Source organism: Streptomyces sp. ISL-66, from assembly GCF_018614135.1.
In the GTDB taxonomy this organism is placed as follows: Bacteria; Actinomycetota; Actinomycetes; order Streptomycetales; family Streptomycetaceae; genus Streptomyces.
Window position 1 is genome coordinate 1 of sequence record NZ_JAGGOW010000006.1, and the last position, 19,317, is coordinate 19,317.

The 19,317-nt window shown below is 70.2% G+C and carries 20 protein-coding genes, 1 tRNA gene and 1 pseudogene; 6 read left to right on the plus strand and 16 right to left on the minus strand.

All coding sequences use genetic code 11. From position 1 onward, the window contains the following. From J7E97_RS01330 to J7E97_RS01345, 4 genes and pseudogenes are all read left to right on the plus strand, one after another. Positions 1 to 594, plus strand: a pseudogene (locus tag J7E97_RS01330) (dTMP kinase); the annotation flags it as partial. A gap of 137 nt (positions 595 to 731) precedes the next feature. After that, on the plus strand, positions 732 to 1,943 hold the full coding sequence (locus tag J7E97_RS01335; RefSeq protein WP_215021409.1) for a DNA polymerase III subunit delta': 1,212 nt from the start codon (positions 732 to 734) through the stop codon (positions 1,941 to 1,943). Positions 1,944 to 2,274: 331 nt separating this feature from the next. After that, entirely contained in the window at positions 2,275 to 3,846 is a 1,572-nt protein-coding gene (locus J7E97_RS01340; protein ID WP_215021410.1) for an alpha/beta hydrolase, read from the plus strand. A 105-nt stretch (positions 3,847 to 3,951) separates the two neighbouring features. Continuing rightward, a tRNA-Thr gene (locus J7E97_RS01345) sits at positions 3,952 to 4,025 on the plus strand. A 44-nt stretch (positions 4,026 to 4,069) separates the two neighbouring features. Here J7E97_RS01345 and J7E97_RS01350 read toward each other — a convergent pair. Both J7E97_RS01350 and J7E97_RS01355 read right to left on the minus strand, forming a co-directional pair. Then, a complete protein-coding gene (locus J7E97_RS01350; RefSeq protein WP_215021411.1) occupies positions 4,070 to 5,839 on the minus strand; it encodes a site-specific integrase in 1,770 nt (589 codons plus the stop codon). Next, positions 5,840 to 6,502: a hypothetical protein gene (locus J7E97_RS01355; protein ID WP_215021412.1), complete on the minus strand. Its 663-nt coding sequence runs from the start codon at positions 6,500 to 6,502 to the stop codon at positions 5,840 to 5,842. It lies immediately after the preceding gene. Positions 6,503 to 6,693: 191 nt separating this feature from the next. Here J7E97_RS01355 and J7E97_RS01360 point away from each other — a divergent pair, with 191 nt between their 5' ends. Beyond that, a complete protein-coding gene (locus J7E97_RS01360; RefSeq protein ID WP_215021413.1) occupies positions 6,694 to 6,930 on the plus strand; it encodes an integrase in 237 nt (78 codons plus the stop codon). A gap of 55 nt (positions 6,931 to 6,985) precedes the next feature. On the opposite strand, the gene tgmC is transcribed toward J7E97_RS01360, so the two are convergent. From tgmC to J7E97_RS01390, 6 genes are all read right to left on the minus strand, one after another. Beyond that, entirely contained in the window at positions 6,986 to 8,146 is a 1,161-nt protein-coding gene (gene tgmC, locus J7E97_RS01365) for an ATP-grasp peptide maturase system methyltransferase (RefSeq protein WP_215021414.1), read from the minus strand. Continuing rightward, positions 8,143 to 9,108, minus strand: a complete 966-nt coding sequence (gene tgmB / locus J7E97_RS01370; protein WP_215021415.1) for an ATP-grasp ribosomal peptide maturase — start codon at positions 9,106 to 9,108, stop codon at positions 8,143 to 8,145. Before tgmB ends, tgmC begins: the two co-directional genes overlap by 4 nt. A gap of 1 nt (position 9,109) precedes the next feature. Next, positions 9,110 to 9,373: a putative ATP-grasp-modified RiPP gene (gene tgmA / locus J7E97_RS01375; RefSeq protein ID WP_215021416.1), complete on the minus strand. Its 264-nt coding sequence runs from the start codon at positions 9,371 to 9,373 to the stop codon at positions 9,110 to 9,112. A gap of 249 nt (positions 9,374 to 9,622) precedes the next feature. Further along, entirely contained in the window at positions 9,623 to 10,057 is a 435-nt protein-coding gene (locus J7E97_RS01380; protein ID WP_215021417.1) for a hypothetical protein, read from the minus strand. A 334-nt stretch (positions 10,058 to 10,391) separates the two neighbouring features. After that, positions 10,392 to 10,892, minus strand: coding sequence for a hypothetical protein (locus J7E97_RS01385; protein WP_215021418.1), 501 nt, complete (start codon positions 10,890 to 10,892; stop codon positions 10,392 to 10,394). After that, positions 10,886 to 11,299 carry an ATP-binding protein gene (locus J7E97_RS01390; protein ID WP_215021419.1) on the minus strand — a complete coding sequence of 138 codons (414 nt, stop codon included), beginning with the start codon at positions 11,297 to 11,299 and terminating at the stop codon, positions 10,886 to 10,888. Before J7E97_RS01390 ends, J7E97_RS01385 begins: the two co-directional genes overlap by 7 nt. A gap of 136 nt (positions 11,300 to 11,435) precedes the next feature. Between J7E97_RS01390 and J7E97_RS01395 the strand changes: the two genes are divergently transcribed. Further along, entirely contained in the window at positions 11,436 to 12,788 is a 1,353-nt protein-coding gene (locus J7E97_RS01395; RefSeq protein WP_215021420.1) for a transcriptional regulator, read from the plus strand. Between the two features lie 67 nt (positions 12,789 to 12,855). Here the strand turns inward: J7E97_RS01395 and J7E97_RS01400 are convergent, their stop codons facing one another. From J7E97_RS01400 to J7E97_RS01435, 8 genes are all read right to left on the minus strand, one after another. Further along, positions 12,856 to 13,110, minus strand: a complete 255-nt coding sequence (locus tag J7E97_RS01400) for a hypothetical protein (protein ID WP_215021421.1) — start codon at positions 13,108 to 13,110, stop codon at positions 12,856 to 12,858. Continuing rightward, positions 13,107 to 13,364 carry a hypothetical protein gene (locus J7E97_RS01405; protein ID WP_215021422.1) on the minus strand — a complete coding sequence of 86 codons (258 nt, stop codon included), beginning with the start codon at positions 13,362 to 13,364 and terminating at the stop codon, positions 13,107 to 13,109. The genes J7E97_RS01400 and J7E97_RS01405 overlap by 4 nt, the downstream gene beginning before the upstream one ends. A gap of 66 nt (positions 13,365 to 13,430) precedes the next feature. Continuing rightward, positions 13,431 to 14,324: a peptidoglycan-binding protein gene (locus J7E97_RS01410; protein ID WP_215021423.1), complete on the minus strand. Its 894-nt coding sequence runs from the start codon at positions 14,322 to 14,324 to the stop codon at positions 13,431 to 13,433. A gap of 67 nt (positions 14,325 to 14,391) precedes the next feature. Then, positions 14,392 to 14,637, minus strand: coding sequence for a hypothetical protein (locus J7E97_RS01415; RefSeq protein ID WP_215021424.1), 246 nt, complete (start codon positions 14,635 to 14,637; stop codon positions 14,392 to 14,394). A 20-nt stretch (positions 14,638 to 14,657) separates the two neighbouring features. Continuing rightward, on the minus strand, positions 14,658 to 16,202 hold the full coding sequence (locus tag J7E97_RS01420) for a phage tail protein (RefSeq protein ID WP_308346179.1): 1,545 nt from the start codon (positions 16,200 to 16,202) through the stop codon (positions 14,658 to 14,660). Between the two features lie 153 nt (positions 16,203 to 16,355). Beyond that, positions 16,356 to 17,207, minus strand: coding sequence for a hypothetical protein (locus J7E97_RS01425; RefSeq protein WP_215021425.1), 852 nt, complete (start codon positions 17,205 to 17,207; stop codon positions 16,356 to 16,358). Next, a complete protein-coding gene (locus J7E97_RS01430; protein ID WP_308346181.1) occupies positions 17,207 to 18,313 on the minus strand; it encodes a hypothetical protein in 1,107 nt (368 codons plus the stop codon). The genes J7E97_RS01425 and J7E97_RS01430 overlap by 1 nt, the downstream gene beginning before the upstream one ends. Positions 18,314 to 18,331: 18 nt before the next feature. Then, positions 18,332 to 19,240 (minus strand): hypothetical protein, encoded by a 909-nt coding sequence (locus J7E97_RS01435; RefSeq protein WP_215021426.1) that lies wholly within the window; start codon positions 19,238 to 19,240, stop codon positions 18,332 to 18,334. Positions 19,241 to 19,317 lie beyond the last annotated feature (77 nt).

A 19,317-nucleotide genomic window follows, 5' to 3' on the forward strand; every position in this document is an offset into this window, starting at 1 on the left:
CGCCCCGCGGACGCGCCCGAGGCCGGGGCGCCCGAGGCCGGTGCGCGCAAGGCCGACACGCGCAAGGAACCGCACCCCGACGACGCGCTGACGGTCGAGACCCCGCTGGTCAAGCGGGTCGTGCAGCCGGATGACGTCACGCAGACGGTGCCCGTCCCGAAGACCGACCCGGCCGCGGAGACCTCGGTGCTGCCGCCGGTCCGCCCGACGGGCCCGGCCGACGAGACGGCCGTCCTGCCCGCCGTACGCCCCTCGGGCGCGGGGCCGCGCAAGGATGCGGGGTCGGGCGCCGGTACGGGCGCGAATCCGGCGGGGGCGCGGTCGCCCAGGGCGCAGCACTCCGCGTCGCGGCCCACCGCCCAGCGGCCCGCGGAGAACCCGGCCGACCGGGTGCCGCCGGGCATATTCCGGGACGCGGGCAACGACGCGACCCGCGAGCTGCCCGTCCTCGGCGAGGACGGCCGCCCGCGCCGGGCGCGCTCGGACTGGGCCGAGGAGACCCCGCTCGACGACCTGCCCACGCTGGCGGACGAACTGCTGGGCCGGCGCCGGGACGACGAGGACGACGAAGGCCGCGGTCCGCGCCGCTCCTGACGGGCCCGGGCCGGTGACGGTCGTTGTCAGTGGCGGCCGCCACACTGGGTGAGCAGCAGGCACGGACGGTAGGCGAACGGCCTGCCGAATCCTGCGAAAGCATGCGAACGGTACGCGAGGGAAAGGCGGTGGGCGGGATGCCCGTTTGGGACGACCTGGTGGGACAGGAGAGGGTCCAGACGCAGCTGGCCGCCGCTGCCCGCGACGCCGACGCCCTGGTCACCGCCATCGAGGCGCGGACGGAGCCGCCGGCCTCCTCCAAGATGACGCACGCCTGGCTGTTCACCGGTCCGCCCGGCTCCGGGCGTGCCACCGCCGCCCGCGCCTTCGCGGCCGCGCTCCAGTGCACCAGCCCGGACCGCGCGCTCGGCGGAGAGCCGGGCTGCGGATTCTGCGACGGCTGCCACACCACCGTGATCGGCACGCACGCCGATGTGGAGATCGTGCGCACCGATCAGCTGTCCATCGGCGTGAAGGACACGCGGGCCCTGGTCCGCCGGGCGCAGCTCTCCCCGGCCGTCGGGCGTTGGCAGGTGATCGTCCTGGAGGACGCCGACCGCCTCACGGAGGGCGCGGGCAACGTCCTGCTCAAAGCCGTGGAGGAGCCGGCTCCGCGCACCGTGTGGCTGCTGTGCGCGCCCTCGCTGGAGGACGTGCTGCCCACCATCCGCTCCCGCTGCCGGCACCTGACGCTGCGCACCCCGCCCGTGTCCGCCGTAGCCGAGGTGCTGGTCCGGCGCGACGGCATCGAGCCGGCCGTCGCTCAGGCCGCGGCCCGTGCGACGCAGGGCCACATCGGTCGGGCGCGCCGGCTCGCCACCGACGAGGCGGCGCGGTCGCGCCGGGCCACCGTGCTGAAGCTGCCGATGCGCATGGACGACGTGGGCGGCTGCCTCAAGGCGGCACAGGAGCTGGTGGACGCCGCCGCCGAGGACGCCAAGCAGGTCGCGGAGGAAGTGGACACCAAGGAGACCGAGGAGCTGCGGGCCGCGCTCGGCGCGGGCGCCGGCACGGGCGGGCGGATGCCGCGCGGTACGGCGGGCGTCATGAAGGAGCTGGAGGACCGGCAGAAGCGTCGGCGTACGCGTACGCAGCGCGACAGCCTCGACCTGGCGCTGACCGACCTCACCGCCTTCTACCGGGACGTACTGGTCCTCCAGCTCGGCTCTTCGCTGGACATCGCGAACGTGGAGATACGGCAGGACCTGGACCGGATCGCCCGCGAGTCCGGCCCCGAGCGCACGCTGCGGCGCATCGAGGCGATCATCGCGTGCCGCCGGGCGCTGGACCGCAACGTGGCCCCGCTGCTCGCCGTCGAGGCGATGACGATGTCGCTGCGCGCGGGCTGATGTCGGCGCGGCCGCGTTGATGCCGCGAGTGCCGGCTGACGTCGCCGGTGCCGGCTGATGTCGCGCATCCGGCTGACGTCGAGCGGGTCGGCCGGCGTCGAGCGGGTCGGCTGATGTCGTCGGGTGCCGGCTGAGGACGGCCGGGCCGGCCTCCACCGCCGCGCCCTCCCCCTCCGACTCCGGTTGACGGCTTCACCCGTTCGGGCGGTACCGATGGCGCGTCCGGGACGGCGCCGTCCGTGCGGGGCGGGGGGCCGCGCCCGTGCGGCCGTCCGCCGCCCGGCGTGGAGGCCGACCTACCGGGCGTGTCCGCAGGCCGTAGGCTCCGGGAATGGACACCAGTCGCCTGCTGCGCACCACCGGGACCGTGATCGCCGCCGCGGGGCTGTTGCTCTCGGGGTGCACGTCGGGCGGTTCGGGGGGACCGCGGGCCTCAGCGTCGCCGGGAGAGGGTTCCGCCGCGCCGTCGGCCGAGCCGACCGCCGTGCCGGCCGCGCTGCGCCCGTACTACGACCAGAAGCTGAGCTGGCGCGAGTGCGGTGTCCCCGGCTTCGACTGCACCACCATGAAGGCCCCGCTGGACTACGCGTACCCCGAGTCCGGCGACATCGACATCGCGGTGGCCCGGCGCAAGGCCACCGCCCCCGGCAAGCGGATCGGCTCGCTGGTGGTCAACCCGGGCGGCCCGGGCGGCTCCGGGATCGGCTACCTCCAGGCCTACGCGGGCATCGGGTACCCGGCGCAGGTCCGTGCCGCGTACGACATGGTCTCCTTCGACCCGCGCGGCGTGGATCGCAGCAGTCCCGTGGAGTGCCTGACCGGTCCGGCCATGGACAAGTACACGCAGGTGGACCAGACACCGGACGACGCGGCGGAGCGGGCCCTGCTCGTGGCCTCGTTCAAGGAGTTCGCGGCCGCCTGCCAGGCCCGCTCGCAACGGGTCCTGCCGCACGTCTCGACCGTGGACGCGGCCCGCGACATGGACGTGCTGCGCGCGGCTCTGGGCGACGAGAAGCTGTCGTACGTCGGGGCCTCGTACGGGACCTTCCTCGGGGCGACGTACGCGCAGCTCTTCCCGGGCCGGACCGGACGGCTGGTCCTGGACGGGGCGATGGACCCGTCCCGCCCCGCGCTCGAACTGAACCGGGACCAGACCGCAGGCTTCGAGACGGCCTTCCGTGCCTTCGCCGCGGACTGCGCGAAGCAGCCGGACTGCCCGCTCGGCCAGGGCGACCCGGACGCGGTGGCGAAGCGCCTGAAGGAGTTCTTCCGCAAGGTCGACGCCCAGCCGGTCCCCACCACCGACCGGGCCCGCCCCGCGCTCGGCGAGGCCTTGGCGACGACCGGGGTGATCGCCGCGCTGTACGACGAGAACGCCTGGCCGCAGCTGCGCGAGGCGCTCACGGCCGCGATCAGCGGCGACGACGGCAACGGCCTCCTCGCCCTCGCCGACAGCTACTACGAGCGCCAGCCGGACGGCAAGTACGCCAACCTCATGTCCGCGAACGCCGCCGTCAACTGCCTCGACCAGCCTCCGGCCTTCGACGGCCCCGCCGCCGTCGACAAGGCGCTGCCCTCCTTCGCGAAGGCCTCCCCGGTCTTCGGCGCGGGCCTCGCCTGGGCCTCACTGAACTGCACGTACTGGCCGGCCAAGGCCACGGGCACGGCCGCCGAGCTGCACGCGAAGGGCGCTCCGCCGATCGTGGTGGTCGGCACCACCCGCGACCCGGCGACCCCGTACAAGTGGGCCCAGTCCCTCGCGGACCAACTCGACTCGGGCGTGCTGCTGACGTACGACGGGGACGGCCACACCGCGTACGGCCGCGGCAGCGAGTGCATCGACTCGACGATCAACCGCTACCTGCTGGAGGGCACCCCTCCGAAGGACGGAAAGAAGTGCTGACCCCCCTCCCGGGACCCGGTTCGGGGCACCCCGTTTAACCCTGTAGACTTGGCGCCGCTGCTGATGAGAGCCTCCCACCAGGGAAATTCTCGTCTCCCCAGCGGTGCCGCCTTAGCTCAGCTGGCCAGAGCAACGCACTCGTAATGCGTAGGTCTCGGGTTCGAATCCCGAAGGCGGCTCTAGAAGAACCCTAGGACTCACTCGCCGTGACCTGGGGTTTTTCTTATGCCCCGATCAAGCGGGGACGGAACGCGATGATCTTCGCGCCCTCATGTGAGGCCGTCGTGAGGCCATCCTGTTCCGGAGCCTCGGCCGCACCCTCGGCGAGGTGGGCCAGAGCCGACCGCGCGAGCTCCTCGACCGGGCGCCCGTCATGCTCGGCCGCGTCGACGATCCGGGCGACGAGCTGATCGAGAACCGACTGCGCCGCCTGCTCGACGGTGGGCTCGGCCGGGTCCGGATCGGGCTCCGGTGCGGGCCGGCGGACGCCACCGCGCGGCACCATGGCGGCGGTTGCCTCGGCGGCGTCGGCCGCCTGCTTGGGCATGACGGACTGATAGATGTCATGCGTGACGCGGGTCTCACTGTGGCCGAGGGTCTCGGACACGATCTTGATGTCGACGCCGGCGGCGAGCATGAGCGAGGCGGCGACGTGCCGCAGGTCGTGCAGCCGGATCGGCGGCAGTCCGGCGAGCTCGACGAGCTTCTCGAACTGGTCGCTCAGCCACCCCGGGTGAATCCACTCCCCGTTTTCGCGGGTGAACAGCCGGCCCGACTCGACCCATGCCTCGCCCCACTCGACCCGGTCGACGTCCTGCCGCAGGGCCTCGGCTTCAAGAATCTCGTCGGTGTAGTCGTCGATCGAGATCACGCGCTCACCCGCGTTGGTCTTCGGCGCGCTCTCCCTCACCTCCCATCCGTCCTGCACGAGCTGTGTCGCGATGGTCATCAGCCGAGACGCGCGGGCGTAGTCGGCCTTCCGGACGCCGCACGCCTCGCCGCGGCGCAGGCCCCGGAACGTGATCAGGTGGAACACGCCGTACAGGCGCTGATTCGTGTCCGCGAGGAAGTCGAGGAAGGCGCCCGCCTGCTCGGGAGTCCAGACCATGACCGCCGAGGGCCGGACGCCGCTCCGCAACCACTCCTCGACCCTCTCGGCCGTCCAGACGAGCGCCTTGGGGCGCTGTACGGTCGGCAGCTCGACGTACGAGGCGGGGTTGAAGGTGAGCGCCCCGCGCCCGATCGCGACGTTCAGAGCGGCGCGCAGGGTGTCGCGGATGTGCTTCTGAGTCGCGGGGTTCGTCACTCGGCGGAAGGGCGGCATAGCCTCGATGGCGGCCTTGAGCGCCTTCCGTCGCGCGCGGTTCTCCTGCCCCTTCCACGGGATCGCTTTCAGCTCGTCAACGGCCGTGCGCCGCATCACGTTCGCTTCGAGGATCTCCTCGTTGGTCTCGGCGATTCCTTCGAACATACTGTCGAGATACTGCACGGTGAGCCGGTCGAGGCGGATGTGCCCGATCCGGGGTTTCAGGTGGCACCGCAGGTCGACCTCGTACCGGGCCGCGCCGCTCTTGCGGAGCGCCTTCTTTCCGGCGAGCCATAGGTCGAGCCACTCGGCGACGGTCATGTGCTGAGTCAGTGACTGCCCGGTCGCGAACCTCCTCTTGGTCTCGTCGTAGTCGGGGATCTCCTCCCCGGTCGCCGAGACCGTTTCGAGCAGGTCGGCGATCCGGCGGCGCCCGTCCGGGTCGGTCTTCTTGTCGGCGATGTCGAGCAGCGCGGCGAGCGCTGTCATGTCCGCCGTCGCGTCGGTCTTGGTCTCGTAGCCCATGCGCCGGAAGCGCCGGCGGGTGCCGTCCTCTCGGACGGGCAGCTCAAGAACCAAGCTGAATATGCCGTGCGTTCGCTGCGAGAGCTTGGGGCAGGCGGCGCCGAGCTGCTTGTCGGTCACCGCGTCGCGGCACCCGCAGCGCTTCGTGATCTGTCCGCTCATCTAGTCGTCTTCCTCCGGTGTTACCGCGTCGGGGTGGTCGAGCATGGCGAGCCCCTTCATGTCCTCGATCCAAATCGCCGGTAGGCGCCGGACCGTGAGACCTGCTCGGGTCATGTCGTCGATGTGGTACGCGAGTTGCTCAAGGTGTTCGAAGTAGTCCTGTCGGGTGTCGGTGGCACGCTCCTTGTCTCGCACGGGTTCGTCGCCCGCCCTCATGGCGCGTCGGTACGCCTTGTCGACGGCGAACCGACGACGTTCGAACTCGGGGTACAGAGAGGCGGTGTACGCCGCCTGAGCCCACGCTGCGGACCACCTCGGGCCGCCCTCGGTGATTGACCGGGGGTCGGTGTAGTACCGACCGTCAGTCGGCCCCGAGAGCGTTGGCGTCTCCTCGCCCGTCCACCATCGCCACACGGTGTGCGGCGGGCGGGGGTCGGCGGCCGGGACGGTGGGCACGGTCTCGTCGCTCCCAACGGGGAGGACGAGGAGCAGGGGAGGGACCGCGAGGGCGAGGCCGAGTACGAGCAGCTCGTCGACAGTCACCTCTCGGCGGCGGCGTCCATCGGGCTTTCGGCGGCCCGATTCGATGCTGACGAGCGCGGCATAGGTGAGCTCGGCGGCGCCGAGGCGGGCGCACTCGGCGACGAGCTGCTCTCGGGTCATCTTGAGACGGTCTCGGTGCCGACGAACCTGATCGCCGACGGTGTCGCTTGCCGTGAGGTGATTGTGCATATGGCACAGCTAACTTTGCCTGTTGCGCAATGTCAACCATTGTCGTTACGTTGTTGATCTCAACCAGGAATGCCGGTTGGCCAGGTCAGAGCCTGCGCGCCGGACGCAACGAGGGGGACCGAATGAGCGACGACGAGCAGGGGATGACGCACGAGGAACTGATGGCGCTGCCCGTTGCGGTGACGCTGGATACGGCGAACAGGGCGCTACTGCTCGGCCGGACAACGGGATACACCCTTGCCCGCTGTGGGAACTACCCTGTCCCGCTGCTGCGTCACGGACGGCAGTACCGGGTCGCCCGCGCCCACCTGCACCGGCACCTCGGCGTCGCGGCGGAGGGGCCGTCCGGAAACGAGTGACAGCATGGCGCCGCCCGCCGCGCGAGTACGCCGGCGGGCGGAGCGAATTCCGGGCTCAGATGGGCAGCGTCCAGCTTGATCCGTGAGGCACGTCGAGCCAGACCTTTTGCGTGTCCGGCGTGATTGTCACTCCGAAGCCGCTCAGGTGCGGCGAGCCGTAGCTCTGCCACTCCATGATCGCGTCCTCGATGGCGGTCCACAGGTTGAGCGGCCCGCGCTGGACCACGATCCAGCCTTTCCCGTCGGCCGTCGGCCGAGTCCGGGCCTGCGAACCAGTGGCTACGTCGAGCAGGATCTGCTCGGTGCCCATGCCGAGGCGCTCGGCAGAGGGTGCGGCGAGCTGTCCGACGAACCGGCCCGTCCAATCGTCGAGCAGGGCGGGGTCGATCCGGCTCGGCCGTTCCTCCCCGGGCAGTAGCTCGAACGGCCCGTGCGGCGGCCGGTCATGAGGGCGAGCGATCATGAACGAGGTGTACCCGGGTAGGAAGCGACCTTCCGCGACGCCGTTCCCCTCGACCGCGAGACGAACGAGACCGTGGGCGACGCCCCATCCGGACAAGGTGACGAGCAGCGTCCCCCCGGCCTCGATCTGCTGTAGCAGGCCGTAGGGGACGTGCCGCATCGAGCAGAACGCGATCACGATGTCGTACGGGGCCTGCTCGGGATACCCGCGCAGACCATCGGCCGTGATGAGCGTCGGAGCGTATCCGGCCTCGGCGAGTGCCTTCCGGGCGCGCTCCGCTGCGGCGGGGTCGGTCTCGATCGAGGTGACGTTCTCCTCGCCGGCCACTTCGCAGGCGTAGGCGGTCGAGAGGCCGGTACCGGTGCCGATGATCAGCACTCGCTTACCCCGGGCGACGCCCGCCTGCTCGATCATCCACAGAACGACACCGGGCAGGGTCGAGGATGACGTCGGGTTTCCTCCGGTCACGGGGCCGGTGGCATTCTCGGCGAGTACCCCGTCGATCTGTGTTACCCACGTCTGATCCTGATAGGTGAGCCGTAGCCACTCGTCGGTGGACGTGTCGTCTCGGCGGGTGGGCGTCCAGACCGTGACGCCCGGGGGGTTGCTCGGTTTGTAGATCGCGGGGCCGAGGAACAGCTCGCGGGGGACGGTCTCAGCCGCGCGTCGTACCTCGGGGTCGTGCAGTACGCCGTCGGCGACGAGCTGCTCGACGAGTCGGTGCCGCAGGGCGGCGGCGGTCTCATTGGTCATGCGGTGTCGCCCTTCTGGAGTGTGTCGGCGAGTGCGCTCGCGATGGCACGGGTCGTGGGCTCGTCAACGAAAGCCCACTGCCCATTTGGGTTGCATTCGAGGAACCACCATCGGCCGTCGGCGTCGAGGGCGAAGTCGAAAGCGCCGAAGCTGAGCCCGAACGCATGAAGGAAGGCGCGCACTGCCTCGCGAACGGAACAAGGGACCGGGATCGGCGAGCAGGTGATCAGGGTTTGGTCCTGGCGCCAATCGAGGTGATCGCCGTCGGTGTCGATACGAGTTCCGAACATGTCATCGCCGACGGCGGCGACTCGAATGTCGGCGATCTTGGGCACGCAGGCTTGGAAGAGATGGGGGCACGCCGCGATCGAGTCGTCGAGCTCGTCAGCCTCGACGGGGTGTACCCAGACGGTTCGGTTCCGCCCGTCCTCGCACGCGAGGTGCACGCGATGAACGGGTTTGTAGATCACGGGGCCGTGATCGGCGGCGAACTTCCGGGCGTCCGCCGGCACGTTCGTGATCAGGGTCTCGGGGAGCGTGAACCCGAGGCGGGCGGCGGTGGCGAGCTGAAACGCCTTGTTCTCGGCGGCACGGTTGCGAGAGGGGTGGTTGACGTACAGGGCCCCGGGGAGGGCAGTCAGCGCACCCATGTAGCCGTGGCGTGACTGCTCGACCCCGAATCGCTGCTCGGGAGACTCGGCGGCTTGTGGGGTGCCGAAGGGGGTCGGGCGGCGCCAGTAGACCGAACGGACGGCCGAGAGGTCGAGACGCCGCGTCGAGGTGATGACATCCCCAGTGAAGGCGCCCCGCTCGATTCGAGCGCTCATGCTGGCAGTGTGCGGGAAGTCGGTGGCGGGGTCGAGCTGTACGGCCGGGACTCCCCGGCCGTACAGCTCGCCCATCACCAGATCCGCCGTGATGTCACCGAGCGCGGTGACGACGAGAACCGGTGCGTCGGTCATTTCAGTCCGAGTCGCTGTCGTCGGTGAGGTCCGAGTCGGCGGGCGGGGGCGGGTTAGGGCCCCCGCCGTCGGACGACGTGGAGGTCGCGTTAGCTGTGGCCGTGCTGGTGCCGTGCTCGCCCATCTCGACGCGGTTTCCGGTGGCGTCGAAGTAGCGGGTCGTCTGGGTGTCCGGGTCGATCTCGGTTCGCACGTAGGGCACTTCGGTGATGCTGGGGTACAGCGCCAAGCGCGTGGTTCCCCACGGTGCTACTGCGGTAGTCATCGGTTCTCCTGATCTTTGGTCAACGGACACGTGCTCTGAGTTGCCATACCGTGCGCCCTCCTCAGCTCGGCGACAAGGCCGCGCCGAGGCGGTGCCCCGCGCCGGAAAGCGGCGACGAGCCGCCCCCGGATGCGGGAGTTCTGGTGCGACCCTGACCCGGTTGGTCGCCATGGGCGCCGCGAGCGCGGCGAGGGGTGGAGCGGTGCCCGGATGGTTGCGGTGCGCTGGACTGGCCACCCGGGCGGGGATTCATTCGGGGAGATGAGGCCGGTACGGATAGAGCACCTGTCGGTCGTAACAGGCGTCTTCGTCAGCGCAGGTGACGGAGGAGTACCAGACGTCGTCGATGTCATCGAGCACGCGAGCGATGTCGAGATCATCAACGCGCGCCGCTACATCGCACGCGGTGCACTTGACGACCCGAGCGCCGGGGGGAGGTTCCACACCGACAGGCAGGGAGCCCCCGAGGCGTTCCCACGTGGTCGAGTCGTTCGAGAGGAGGTAGCAGGCGGCGGCATCGCTGCAAGTGCGGCGTCTCGCGGTCTGCTCGTGCCCATCCTCGTCGCACCAAATGAACGTTCCCGACTCGACGTCGTCGTGCGGCACAAGCGCCTCGCAGATGCTGCACCGCACGAGTACGGCAGCCCTATCCACGGTGCACCGCCGGGGCGTGCGGCTGTACATACGGGCGTAAGAAGAAGTCGCGCCCGTCGATCGGCAGCAGGCGGGCACGGACGTGGAGGGGAAGGGGCCGGCGGGCGTAGGCTGGCACGAGGGGAAGCACCGGGGGGAGGTGCGTAGAGGGCGCCGGTCGCCGTCGGCGCTCAGATAAGCGCCGGCGCGCAGTGCAAAGGGTCCGGCAGATGCCCGGACCTAACCAGATCCAGAGACAGGCGATAAGGTCGCGCATGTCGTCATCAGCTCCTAGCTATGGGGTCAGCTGTTGGCGTCGCTGCCCGGCGGCCGTGCTCGCGGCCGTCGGGTTCTTTGCGTGTGGCAGTGGAGCGGGGCGATTTCGCTAGATGGGCGGGCCGCCTGCCCCGATGAACCTCCGGGGTGGCTCGGCCCGGGTCTTGCCGAGGAACAGCCGGCCGTGCCGCGCCCCCTCCGACACGTACGGCCTGAGAGCGTCGAACGGCGTCATGGGCTGGAGAGGGTCGAGACCGACCTCGATGACCACGGGGGCGCCGGCGGTCACGAATTCGGCCCATTCAGCGCTGACCGGTACCCGCATGACGAAGCTGCACCCATCGAGGGACAGGATCGCCGCTCGACCATGTACGACGAGCCGGGGGCCGATGTCGGGCAGTTTGGCGGACGGCTCGGCGAGCGTTAGTGCTGAGACGAGCCCCTGCATGCTGAGCTCGATCGACTCGACCGATTCACCCCCTCGACGTGCCGGGGGGTGAGCGAGCAGCAGAAAGGCGACGTGACCCACCTCGGTGAGTTCGATCCAGAACCAGACGCCGAGCGATGCCAGCAGGCCGGCCGTCGGCGCGGGCGCGGTTTCGATCAGCATGTGATCACGCCGATCGGTGTGGTGCTCTGCTCCGTCTTGAACTCCGTCCATACGGTCTTGCCGCACGGGTCGTGCGGCGTTACCCCCCATCCGTCCGCCAGTGACGAAACGATGAGCAGCCCTCGCCCGTCGGTGTCGTCATCACTCGGCCGGCCGGTGCGAGGAACCCCCGCCCCGGCGTCGTGCACCTCGACACGCAGGCGACAGTCGCCGAGGGAGACCTCGACGACAAAGCCACCGCACGCAGCGTGGCGAACCGCGTTGGTCGCAAGCTCGGACAGGCAGAGCACCGCGTCGTCGGAGCGGTCGGTAATCTCCCACTCCTCCAGTACGCCGCCTAAGAAGGAACGCGCCTCGGGTACCGCGCCGTCAGCACGCGGGAACCGCTGCGCTACCGATCTCGGCATGAGTTCAACCCCCTTGCCTGCGCCGTTGGTTCGAGCAACAAGGCAACCGCGCGGCGGACGGCGGGGGTACCGTCATGGGGGGTGGCAAAGGGTGGCACTTGAACGACCGCGCCTGTCGAAGGGGTAGGTACCGAGCATGACGTCGCCAAACACTGATCTCGCGCGGTGGCTGGAGCGATCCGGCATGAGCAACAAGGAGTTGGCTCGCCAGATCAAAGCCGCAGCTCAGGTATGGGATCAGCCGCACATCCAGCCTGACGCAACGGCTGTCCGGCGATGGCTGAACGGACTCCAGCCGCGCCCGCCCGTGCACGAGATCATCGCCGACGTCATCTCAGCGAGTGTTGGGTTCCGGGTCACTACGTACGATTTGGGCTTCCCCGAAGGTGGATCGGCCGACCGCTCGCTCGCCTACAACTCCTCATTCGCCGTTACGGTTGAAGCCGTTGCCGATTTGGGGAGGGCCGACGTGGACCGTCGTAAGTTCCTGGCAGCGGCACCCTTTGCCGCCGTCGCCGCTGTGGGGCCGTCGCGAGACTGGCTACTCAACACGCTTGACCAGCAACCCGAGCCGGGTCGGCGTATCCGTCTTGAGGACGTGTCCGCCGTCAAGAACATGTTCGGCGAGTTCCAGAAGATGGACGTATTGCAAGGCGGCGGCTCGGGCCGTCTCATCTTGGCTCAGTACATGAACCAACATGTCTACCCGCTGTTGCGTGAGACCCACGCCGAGGACGTTCGGCGGGCCTTGTGCGAGGCGGCGGCCGAGCAGACATATTTGCTTGGCTGGATGAGCTACGACAACGGAGAGCACGGGACCGCGCAGCGCTACTTGATCCAGTCCCTTCGACTTGCCGAAGAGTCTGGTAACCCGGCCCTTGGTGCGCATGTGCTCGCCGGTATGGCCGATCAGACCACCCTGCTCGGCAACCCCACCGAGGGGCGGCGGCTCGCGCAGGCTGGTCGCGCTGGACTCGGCAAGAACACGTCACCGGCGTGCATGGCTGATCTGTGGGCCCTTGAGGCTCGGGCGCTGGCCAAGCTCGGCGAAAACTCCGCCGCAACCCGAGCGGTGGCTGAATCGGAAGCGGCCTACAGCCGGGTACAGCTCAAGAACGAACCCGAGTGGGCGGCGTTCATCGACCCCGCGTACCTGCACGGCGAGCATGCGAACACCTTCCGCGACCTGAACGACGCAGCAGCCGCCGAGGAGCACGCGCAACAGTCCATCAGCCATGCTCGCGAGCAACGCCGGGCACGCCGCGGAGCGATGTCGCAGGCTGCCCTCGCCGTTTCACATCTCCAGCGGGGCGACCTCGAAGCGGCGCACTCGGCAGGGTTGCGAACTCTCTCCCTGTCGCGTCAGGTCAAGAGCTCGCGGTGTGTCGAGGCGGTCCAGGACTTGCAGCGCCGGATGCAGCCGTTCGGTACGCACCGACTGGTCGCCGACTTCAACGAGCGCGCCCGGGAACTGGTCGCCGCGGCGTAGGGGCTGAGCAACGACAAAGCGCGCCCCCACATCCGGCCCGAGGCCGGTCTGCGGGGGCGCGTTGTGTTCAGTGGGCGGCGGTCTGCCAGAGGGTGAGAGCGAGGCCGATCACGGCTACCAGGGCGAGGACGCTCGGAAGCGGCCACCGGGACTTTTCGAGGGCGTCGAGGCGGGCCTCGTGGTCGGCGAGCTGCCGGTCGACCTGGTCGGACCGCTGCACGAGGAGCGCGAGCGAGCCGTCGATGCGGGCGAAACCGGCCTCGACGACGCCGCGGAGTCGCTCAAGTTCGAGGGCGACGTCGGAGGGGCTCGGGTCGGTCATGGGCGCCCGTCCCGGTCGAGGGCGAGCAGCTCGGCGTCGCGGTCCGGCGCGGCGCGCAGCCACGCGGGCAGCAGGGCCTCGACCACGGGCAGCGCCATGACGCGGGTTACGCCACCGGCGACGGCGAGGGCGAGTCCGACGCCGGCCGCGGTCTGCGGGATGCCCGAGGCGTCGATGATCAGGGGCAGGCCGGCGGCGAGAGCGAGCACGGTCTGCACGACGGTGCGCAGCGTGCGGCGGGATGCGTCAGTCATGAGGGATTCCTTTCCACAGGGTGGGGACGGCCGGCCCGCGGGTGCGGGCGGGCCGGGGGAAGGGGGTCAGACCTTGGGGACCTTGAGCGCGGCCCACGAGGACGGGCCCGGCCACCCGTCGGCGTCGTCGCCGGAGTAGCCGAGGTGCCGCTGCCACGCGGCGTAGGACTGGCGATCGGACTCGGTCCACTGGGGGCCCGGCCCCTGCGAGTAGCGGCTGCACCCAACCGCGACGAGGCGGCGCCCCATGGCCGTGATGAGTGGCGAGCGGGGGTTCTGCTTGAACCAGCCGACGCCAGGGAACGGGGCGTACTGCGCGGCCGGCGGCGGGGTGGGCTTGGGCTGCTCAGGCGTACGGCCGAGGCGGCGGTCGATCCGCTCGCGCATGTCCTCCATGGACCACCCGCGCGGGTCCGACTTCCAGTCGCTCCATTCCTTGTGGCCGATGACTGATGCGGCCGACCACCCGTAGACGCGGCAGATCGCCGCCGAGGTCCGCTCGATTGCGTCGAGCTGCTCGGCCGGCCACGGGTCGGCGCCGTCGCCGAGGTTCACGCATTCGAACCCGTAGAACCTGCTGTTTCCATCGGCGGCGCCGGACGAGCCCTCGTGCTTGGCGGTCGCGGGCAGGTCGCCCTCGGCGATCACGGCATCGAGCACCCGTGCGTCGCCCCCGCCAGCGTGGTTCGCGCGGCCGGCCGAGATCAGGTAAACGGTGCCGTCCTTGGCGATCACGCCGTGACAGAGCGGGCCCGGCAGCTCCGAGTATCCGTCGTAGCAGAGGCGTACCGACGAGTCGGTGCCGCTCGAAACGGTGTGGTGGATCATCACACCGTTGATCGGGCCGAACGCTCCCTTGTGGTTGCGGTTGTGGGTGCGCCACGAGCCGTACTCGACGACGCGTACGCCCTCGGCGCGCAGGGCCTCGACGAGCCGATCGGGGGACAGGGGCTGTGCCATGTGGGGTGTCTCCAGACATGAAAAAAGCCCCCATGCGGGGGCTGCGGGCGAAGTTGTGGAGCGGGGTCTATCGGCGGGCGACCTCGGCCTCGGTCTCAGTGGTCAGCTCGCCGACCACGTGCACGAATCGAGTCGGCAGTGCGGCGACCGCGGCGGTCAGTGCAGCGGTGAGCACGCTCTCGCGCTCGGCGTCGGTCAGGCCGTCGTACGGGGTGAGTCCGACTCGGTCGGTGAAGGCGAGTTCGATGTACGGGGCGATCTTGGTCTCGTCGCTGCTGATCGCGGTCTTGATGGTGGCGGCGGTGATGGTCACAGGGGATGTCTCCTTGGGGGTTAGCTGACTGCGGCCCATACGGCGTTTGCGTCGTAGGTGAGGGCCGAGGCGGGAGTGAAAGAGGTGGGCAGGCTCGTCTGTCCGGTGGCGGTGAGTCGTGCGGCGCGGCGGAAGGCGCCCGGCATAGCGGCGGCGCCGGCGGGCGAGGTGCCGAGGTTGGCGCCGCGCGCGAGTATCGGGCCGTTGTACGGGCTCGCGGTCTGGCCGTTGGTGACGATGGCCACCCAGTAGGTTCCGGCGGGGGCCGAGTAGGCGGCGGTGAGCGGGCAGACGACGGTTGCGCCCTCGTTCGGGGTGAAGATCGTTGAGAGCGCGGCTGTCACTCCGACGCGGGCACCCGCGGCGGTGTAGAGGCCGGCGAAGCTGCTCGCGTTTAGCGTCCCGCCCCCGTACCCGCACGAGTAGAAGCAGACGTTCGTCACGGTGGTGGGCGCGCGCAGGTTGATCCCGCACAGGTAGACGTATCCGGCGAGCAGGTTCTGCCCGCTGTTGCTCACGGCAGGGTCGAACGTCCAGCTCGTGAATCCGAGGTCGGCGGGTAGCCATGTGCTCCCGCCGAGGCTGTCGACGTAGCTCTTGCGGGCTAGGTGCGTGTCGGCGGTCGGCGCGACGCTCGATGACGGAACGCTGCTGAACGTCTTGGCGCCCGCCACGGTTTGCGTGCCGGTGAGCAGGACAGCGGTACCAGTAGGCTGCGCGCCGACGTCCGCCGCGGTGAGCACGACGACGCCGGTTTTCGAGTTGACGGAATCGACGGCGCCCCCGCCCGCGGCGGGGAGCTGCGCGGCGGGCACCTTGCCGTCGGCGCCGAGCGTGGCGACGCCGGACGGCGCACCCGCCGTGGACGTGGCGAGGGCGCCGACGTCCGCGGCGCTCAGAGTCACGGCGGCGGCGCTCTTCCCGTTCACTGATTGGACGACGCCGCCCGGACCGGTGGCGCCGGTCGCGCCCGTGGCGCCCGTGTCTCCCTTCGGTCCGCGAAGATTGCCGACGGCGCTTCCCCACCCGCTTGCGCCGCGCTGCCACAGGTCGCCGGTATCGGTGCGCAGCAGGATGTCGCCCGGTCGGGTGCCGGTGCTCGGGGTGCTCGACGTGGCGAGGTACCAGGCGGCGCCGCGGACGTCGCCGCCGAGCTGCGCCCACGTGCCCGCGGTGCGCTGCCATGTCGAGACCGTGGTCGAGGTGACCCCGAGGACGGTCGAGGTCTCGTAACGCACGTAGATGTCGCCGTCGACGCCGAGGCCGGCCGCGGGCGTGGCGGCGCCGCTGTAGATCCGCGCGCCGGGGTCGCCGGTTGCTCCGGTGTCGCCCTTGGGCCCGGGTACGCCGACGTAGTTCGGTTTCGCGGGGTCGGTCGGGGTGATGTCGGCGAGGTCGACCTCGGGCTGCGCCCGGGGCAACAGGACGTTGTACGAGCGGCCGAGCGGGATTCCGCCGAGCTGTTCGGTCACGGTGTAGGCCCACCCGATCGGGTCCATGTCGGGTGAGTCCGTGGCGGGCAGGGTGACCTCGATGCCTCCCTGCGCGTCGAGAGGAACGCTCACCGGTCCGCCGAGGATGACGTCGGCCTGAGGGAAAGTCAGGGTCGCAGGTGCCCGGAAAACCAGAGCCCCCGATAGCGGCGTGCCATCGGGGGCGAGGAAGCGACCGCGTACGGTCACGGTGGGTATGGACGGGGGCAGCAGGGCGAGACCTCCTTAATCGTCGATGGTCCGCAGGCCCTGCTCGGGCGGTGCCTTTCGCGCGGCGGGCGGTGGTGGTGGTGTGGCAGCAGCCGCGGCCGGCGGTGTGCGGGTAGGCAGGCTCGGCGCTTCATCGGGCGAGAAGGTGTGCCGGTTGATCGCGTAGTACAGGCGGGTTTCGATGTCGCGGCCGGCCTGCTGGTTGCGGTGCTCGATGGTCCAGTCGACCCACTGCATGTACTCGATGCCGTGCATCGGCTGCTTGATCTCGCGGTCGGTCCACACGCCGGCCGGACAGTCGTACTCGGCGACGGTGATCGGGCTCATGCCGTCGGCCTCCATCGTGACCCGGACCTGCCCCCCGCCCGTGTTGGCGTAGGTAGTCAGGCTCAGGTGTGCGACGGCGTGCGTGGCGGGTGTGGTGCCCCACCATGCGGGTTCCCAGTTGGTCGAGGACGTGTTCTGTCGCTCGGTGGGGTGGAGCTGTATGGGCAGCAGGGGGCGGCCGAGGAATCGATCGCTGAAAGCGTCGTCCATGACGAGGATCTTGTCGGGGGCGCCTAGGTCACGTGACCACAGGCGCAGCATCTGATCGTCTTCGAGGATGTCGTCGCCGACGGTGAGGGCACGTGACCCATCGGCGCGGCGGATGAAAACCCCCCAGTCCCCCTGCGCGGTCTGGCCAACCTTGAACGTCACGGCGCCCTGCGGGGTCTGGGCGATCAACTGGCCGCCCTCGCCGATCGTGATGTCGCCGTGCAGGATCTGATCGAGGGCGGGCCTCATCTGCGCGCGGCCGGCGAGCTCGCGCACCTTCCGTTCGAGTTCGCGGATGCGGTCGAGCAGGTCGAGCGGGATTGCTGCCATTAGGCGGCCTCCAAGAAGAGTTTCGCGGTCTCGGGCCGGCCGCGTAGGGGTGGACTGATCGCGAGGCCGACGACCCGGTACCGCTGGTCGAGTCCCTCGGCCCACCACAGATCCCGGATACGGACCCGCACGGTCGCGCCGAGCAGCGCCGGCGACAGTGCGACGCGGTCGAGCGCGATGGTCAGCTCGGGAATCAGATGCGGGGTAAGGGCGCCGGCGAGGTCCGCGCGGGCGTGTGCGCCGAGCGTCTCGGGGTCGGTCACGGTGGTGTAATCCGACGTCCCGTCGAGGCGCGGCCATCCGGCTTTGAGCTGCTCCTCGTCGACGAGTAGCTCGCTCATCAGGGGAAGGGACTCGGCGGTCTGGTTGCGGTTGTCGCTCGCACCGCGGGACTGCCAGACGTTGGCGCGCACAGTCGCGTCAATGGGCCAGTCGTAGGAGAGGATCGGGCCCGGGTGGTCGAGCACGATCTCGGACTCGCCGGTACGGATCACGGGGGCGCCGAGCTGCAACCCCTTGACGCGCCGGCCGGTAGCGGGGTCGCGGTAGCTCGCGATTCTCCACTCGAACCCACCCTCGACCGAGGCGAGTTGATCGATGACCTCGCGAATTCGAGGATGGTCATAGCGCCGGTACGTGCGGTCGCGCAGGACTCCCGAGAGCTGCTCGGCGTCGTACTCGATCCCGATGTCGCCGCCGGCGAGACTGGCGCTGTAGTCGATCAGCCCTCGCACAATGTCGAACTGATCGACTGCGGTCGCCTGTTGCGTGTCGAACACGGCGCGGTGGTCAAGGTAGGACGCCCACCCTCCCGCCTGAATCCGCAGCCCGAGGTCGCCGCGCTCGCCGCTCGTGAGGTTGGCTGTCCACGGGATACCGCCCCACCAAATGTCAGGGCCGCGCTCGATCCACATCGCAGTGCGGCCGAGGTCGAGGGCGGAGCGGACGCGGGCGGCGAGCTGCGCGTTCGGCAGGGGCACGGTCACGGCGGCCGACCCGACTTTGCCGAGGTAGTCGTCGAGCGACACGTCGCTCACGGGCAGGATGTCGAGCACCTGATCGGTTCGCAGGTCGCACAGGACGACCCGGTACGCGGGGGCGATCACTGATCACCCCCTGGGCTGCTATCCGTCGAGCGGGTAGATCAGCCCCGACAGGGCCGCCCACGTGGTCAGGCTTGGATTGCCGATCAGCTTCAAGTGCCCGTCCCGCTGGCAGTCGACCTTGATCGGCACGCCGCCCGCGGCGATCGACGCCGAGGTGAGCAGCGCCGGCCGGACCGCGGCCGGCAGCGGGGAAGCAAGTAGCTGGCCGCTCACGGGCGGTGCGGCGTTGGTGGTCCATGAGAGGCCGCCGCGCCACTGCACGTGAGGCACGCCGCCGAGCAGGATCGCCCGGTACCGCACGGGCCCCTGCGAGTTACCGCCGTTGGTGTATCCGGCGGCGAGGGTGGGCGAGGTCCACCCGACGACCGGTTCGAGGGTCTGCCATGCCGAGCCGTCCCACCGGTCCAAGCCAGTCCCGTTGTCGCGGTACTGGCCGGGGTAGGCACCGGCGAAGGTCAGTCCCCACCCGCGGGGGATGATCCCGCCGTACGCCGAGGTATAGCGGCGCCGGTCGGCGAGCGCCGAGGCCCATGTGATCCCGCCGGTTCCGGCCGAGGTGCCGGCCGGAACGGTGATCTCCCACAAGCGCAGCGTTGCGGCGGGCAGGGAAGGGGCGACGGGGTTCGCGGTGGGGGCCCCTTGGATGATTTCGACACGGGCGGCGGTCTGCCCGCTGGTGTCGTACGAGGAGTCGTAGACGCGCAGCACTACGGCGTCGATCCGGCCGTACTGTGCGTGTCCGTCGATGACGGTGAGGGTCTCGGGTGCGGTGACGGCGACGGGATAGGCGCCCTGGGGGTCGGTGCCCTGTACGAGGGCGCGGCCGACGCCGATCTGCACCTGCATGGCGGCGACGCCGGTCGCGGCGAGGGCGGTTCCACCGGCGATCACGCCGTCGCGGGAGCCCATCGCGCTCTCGGGCGCCATGACGCCGAGCGGTACGAGGCGGGTATCTTCCCGCGTCTGCCCCGCAGCGAGCAGCCATCCGGCACGGACGGTCAAGA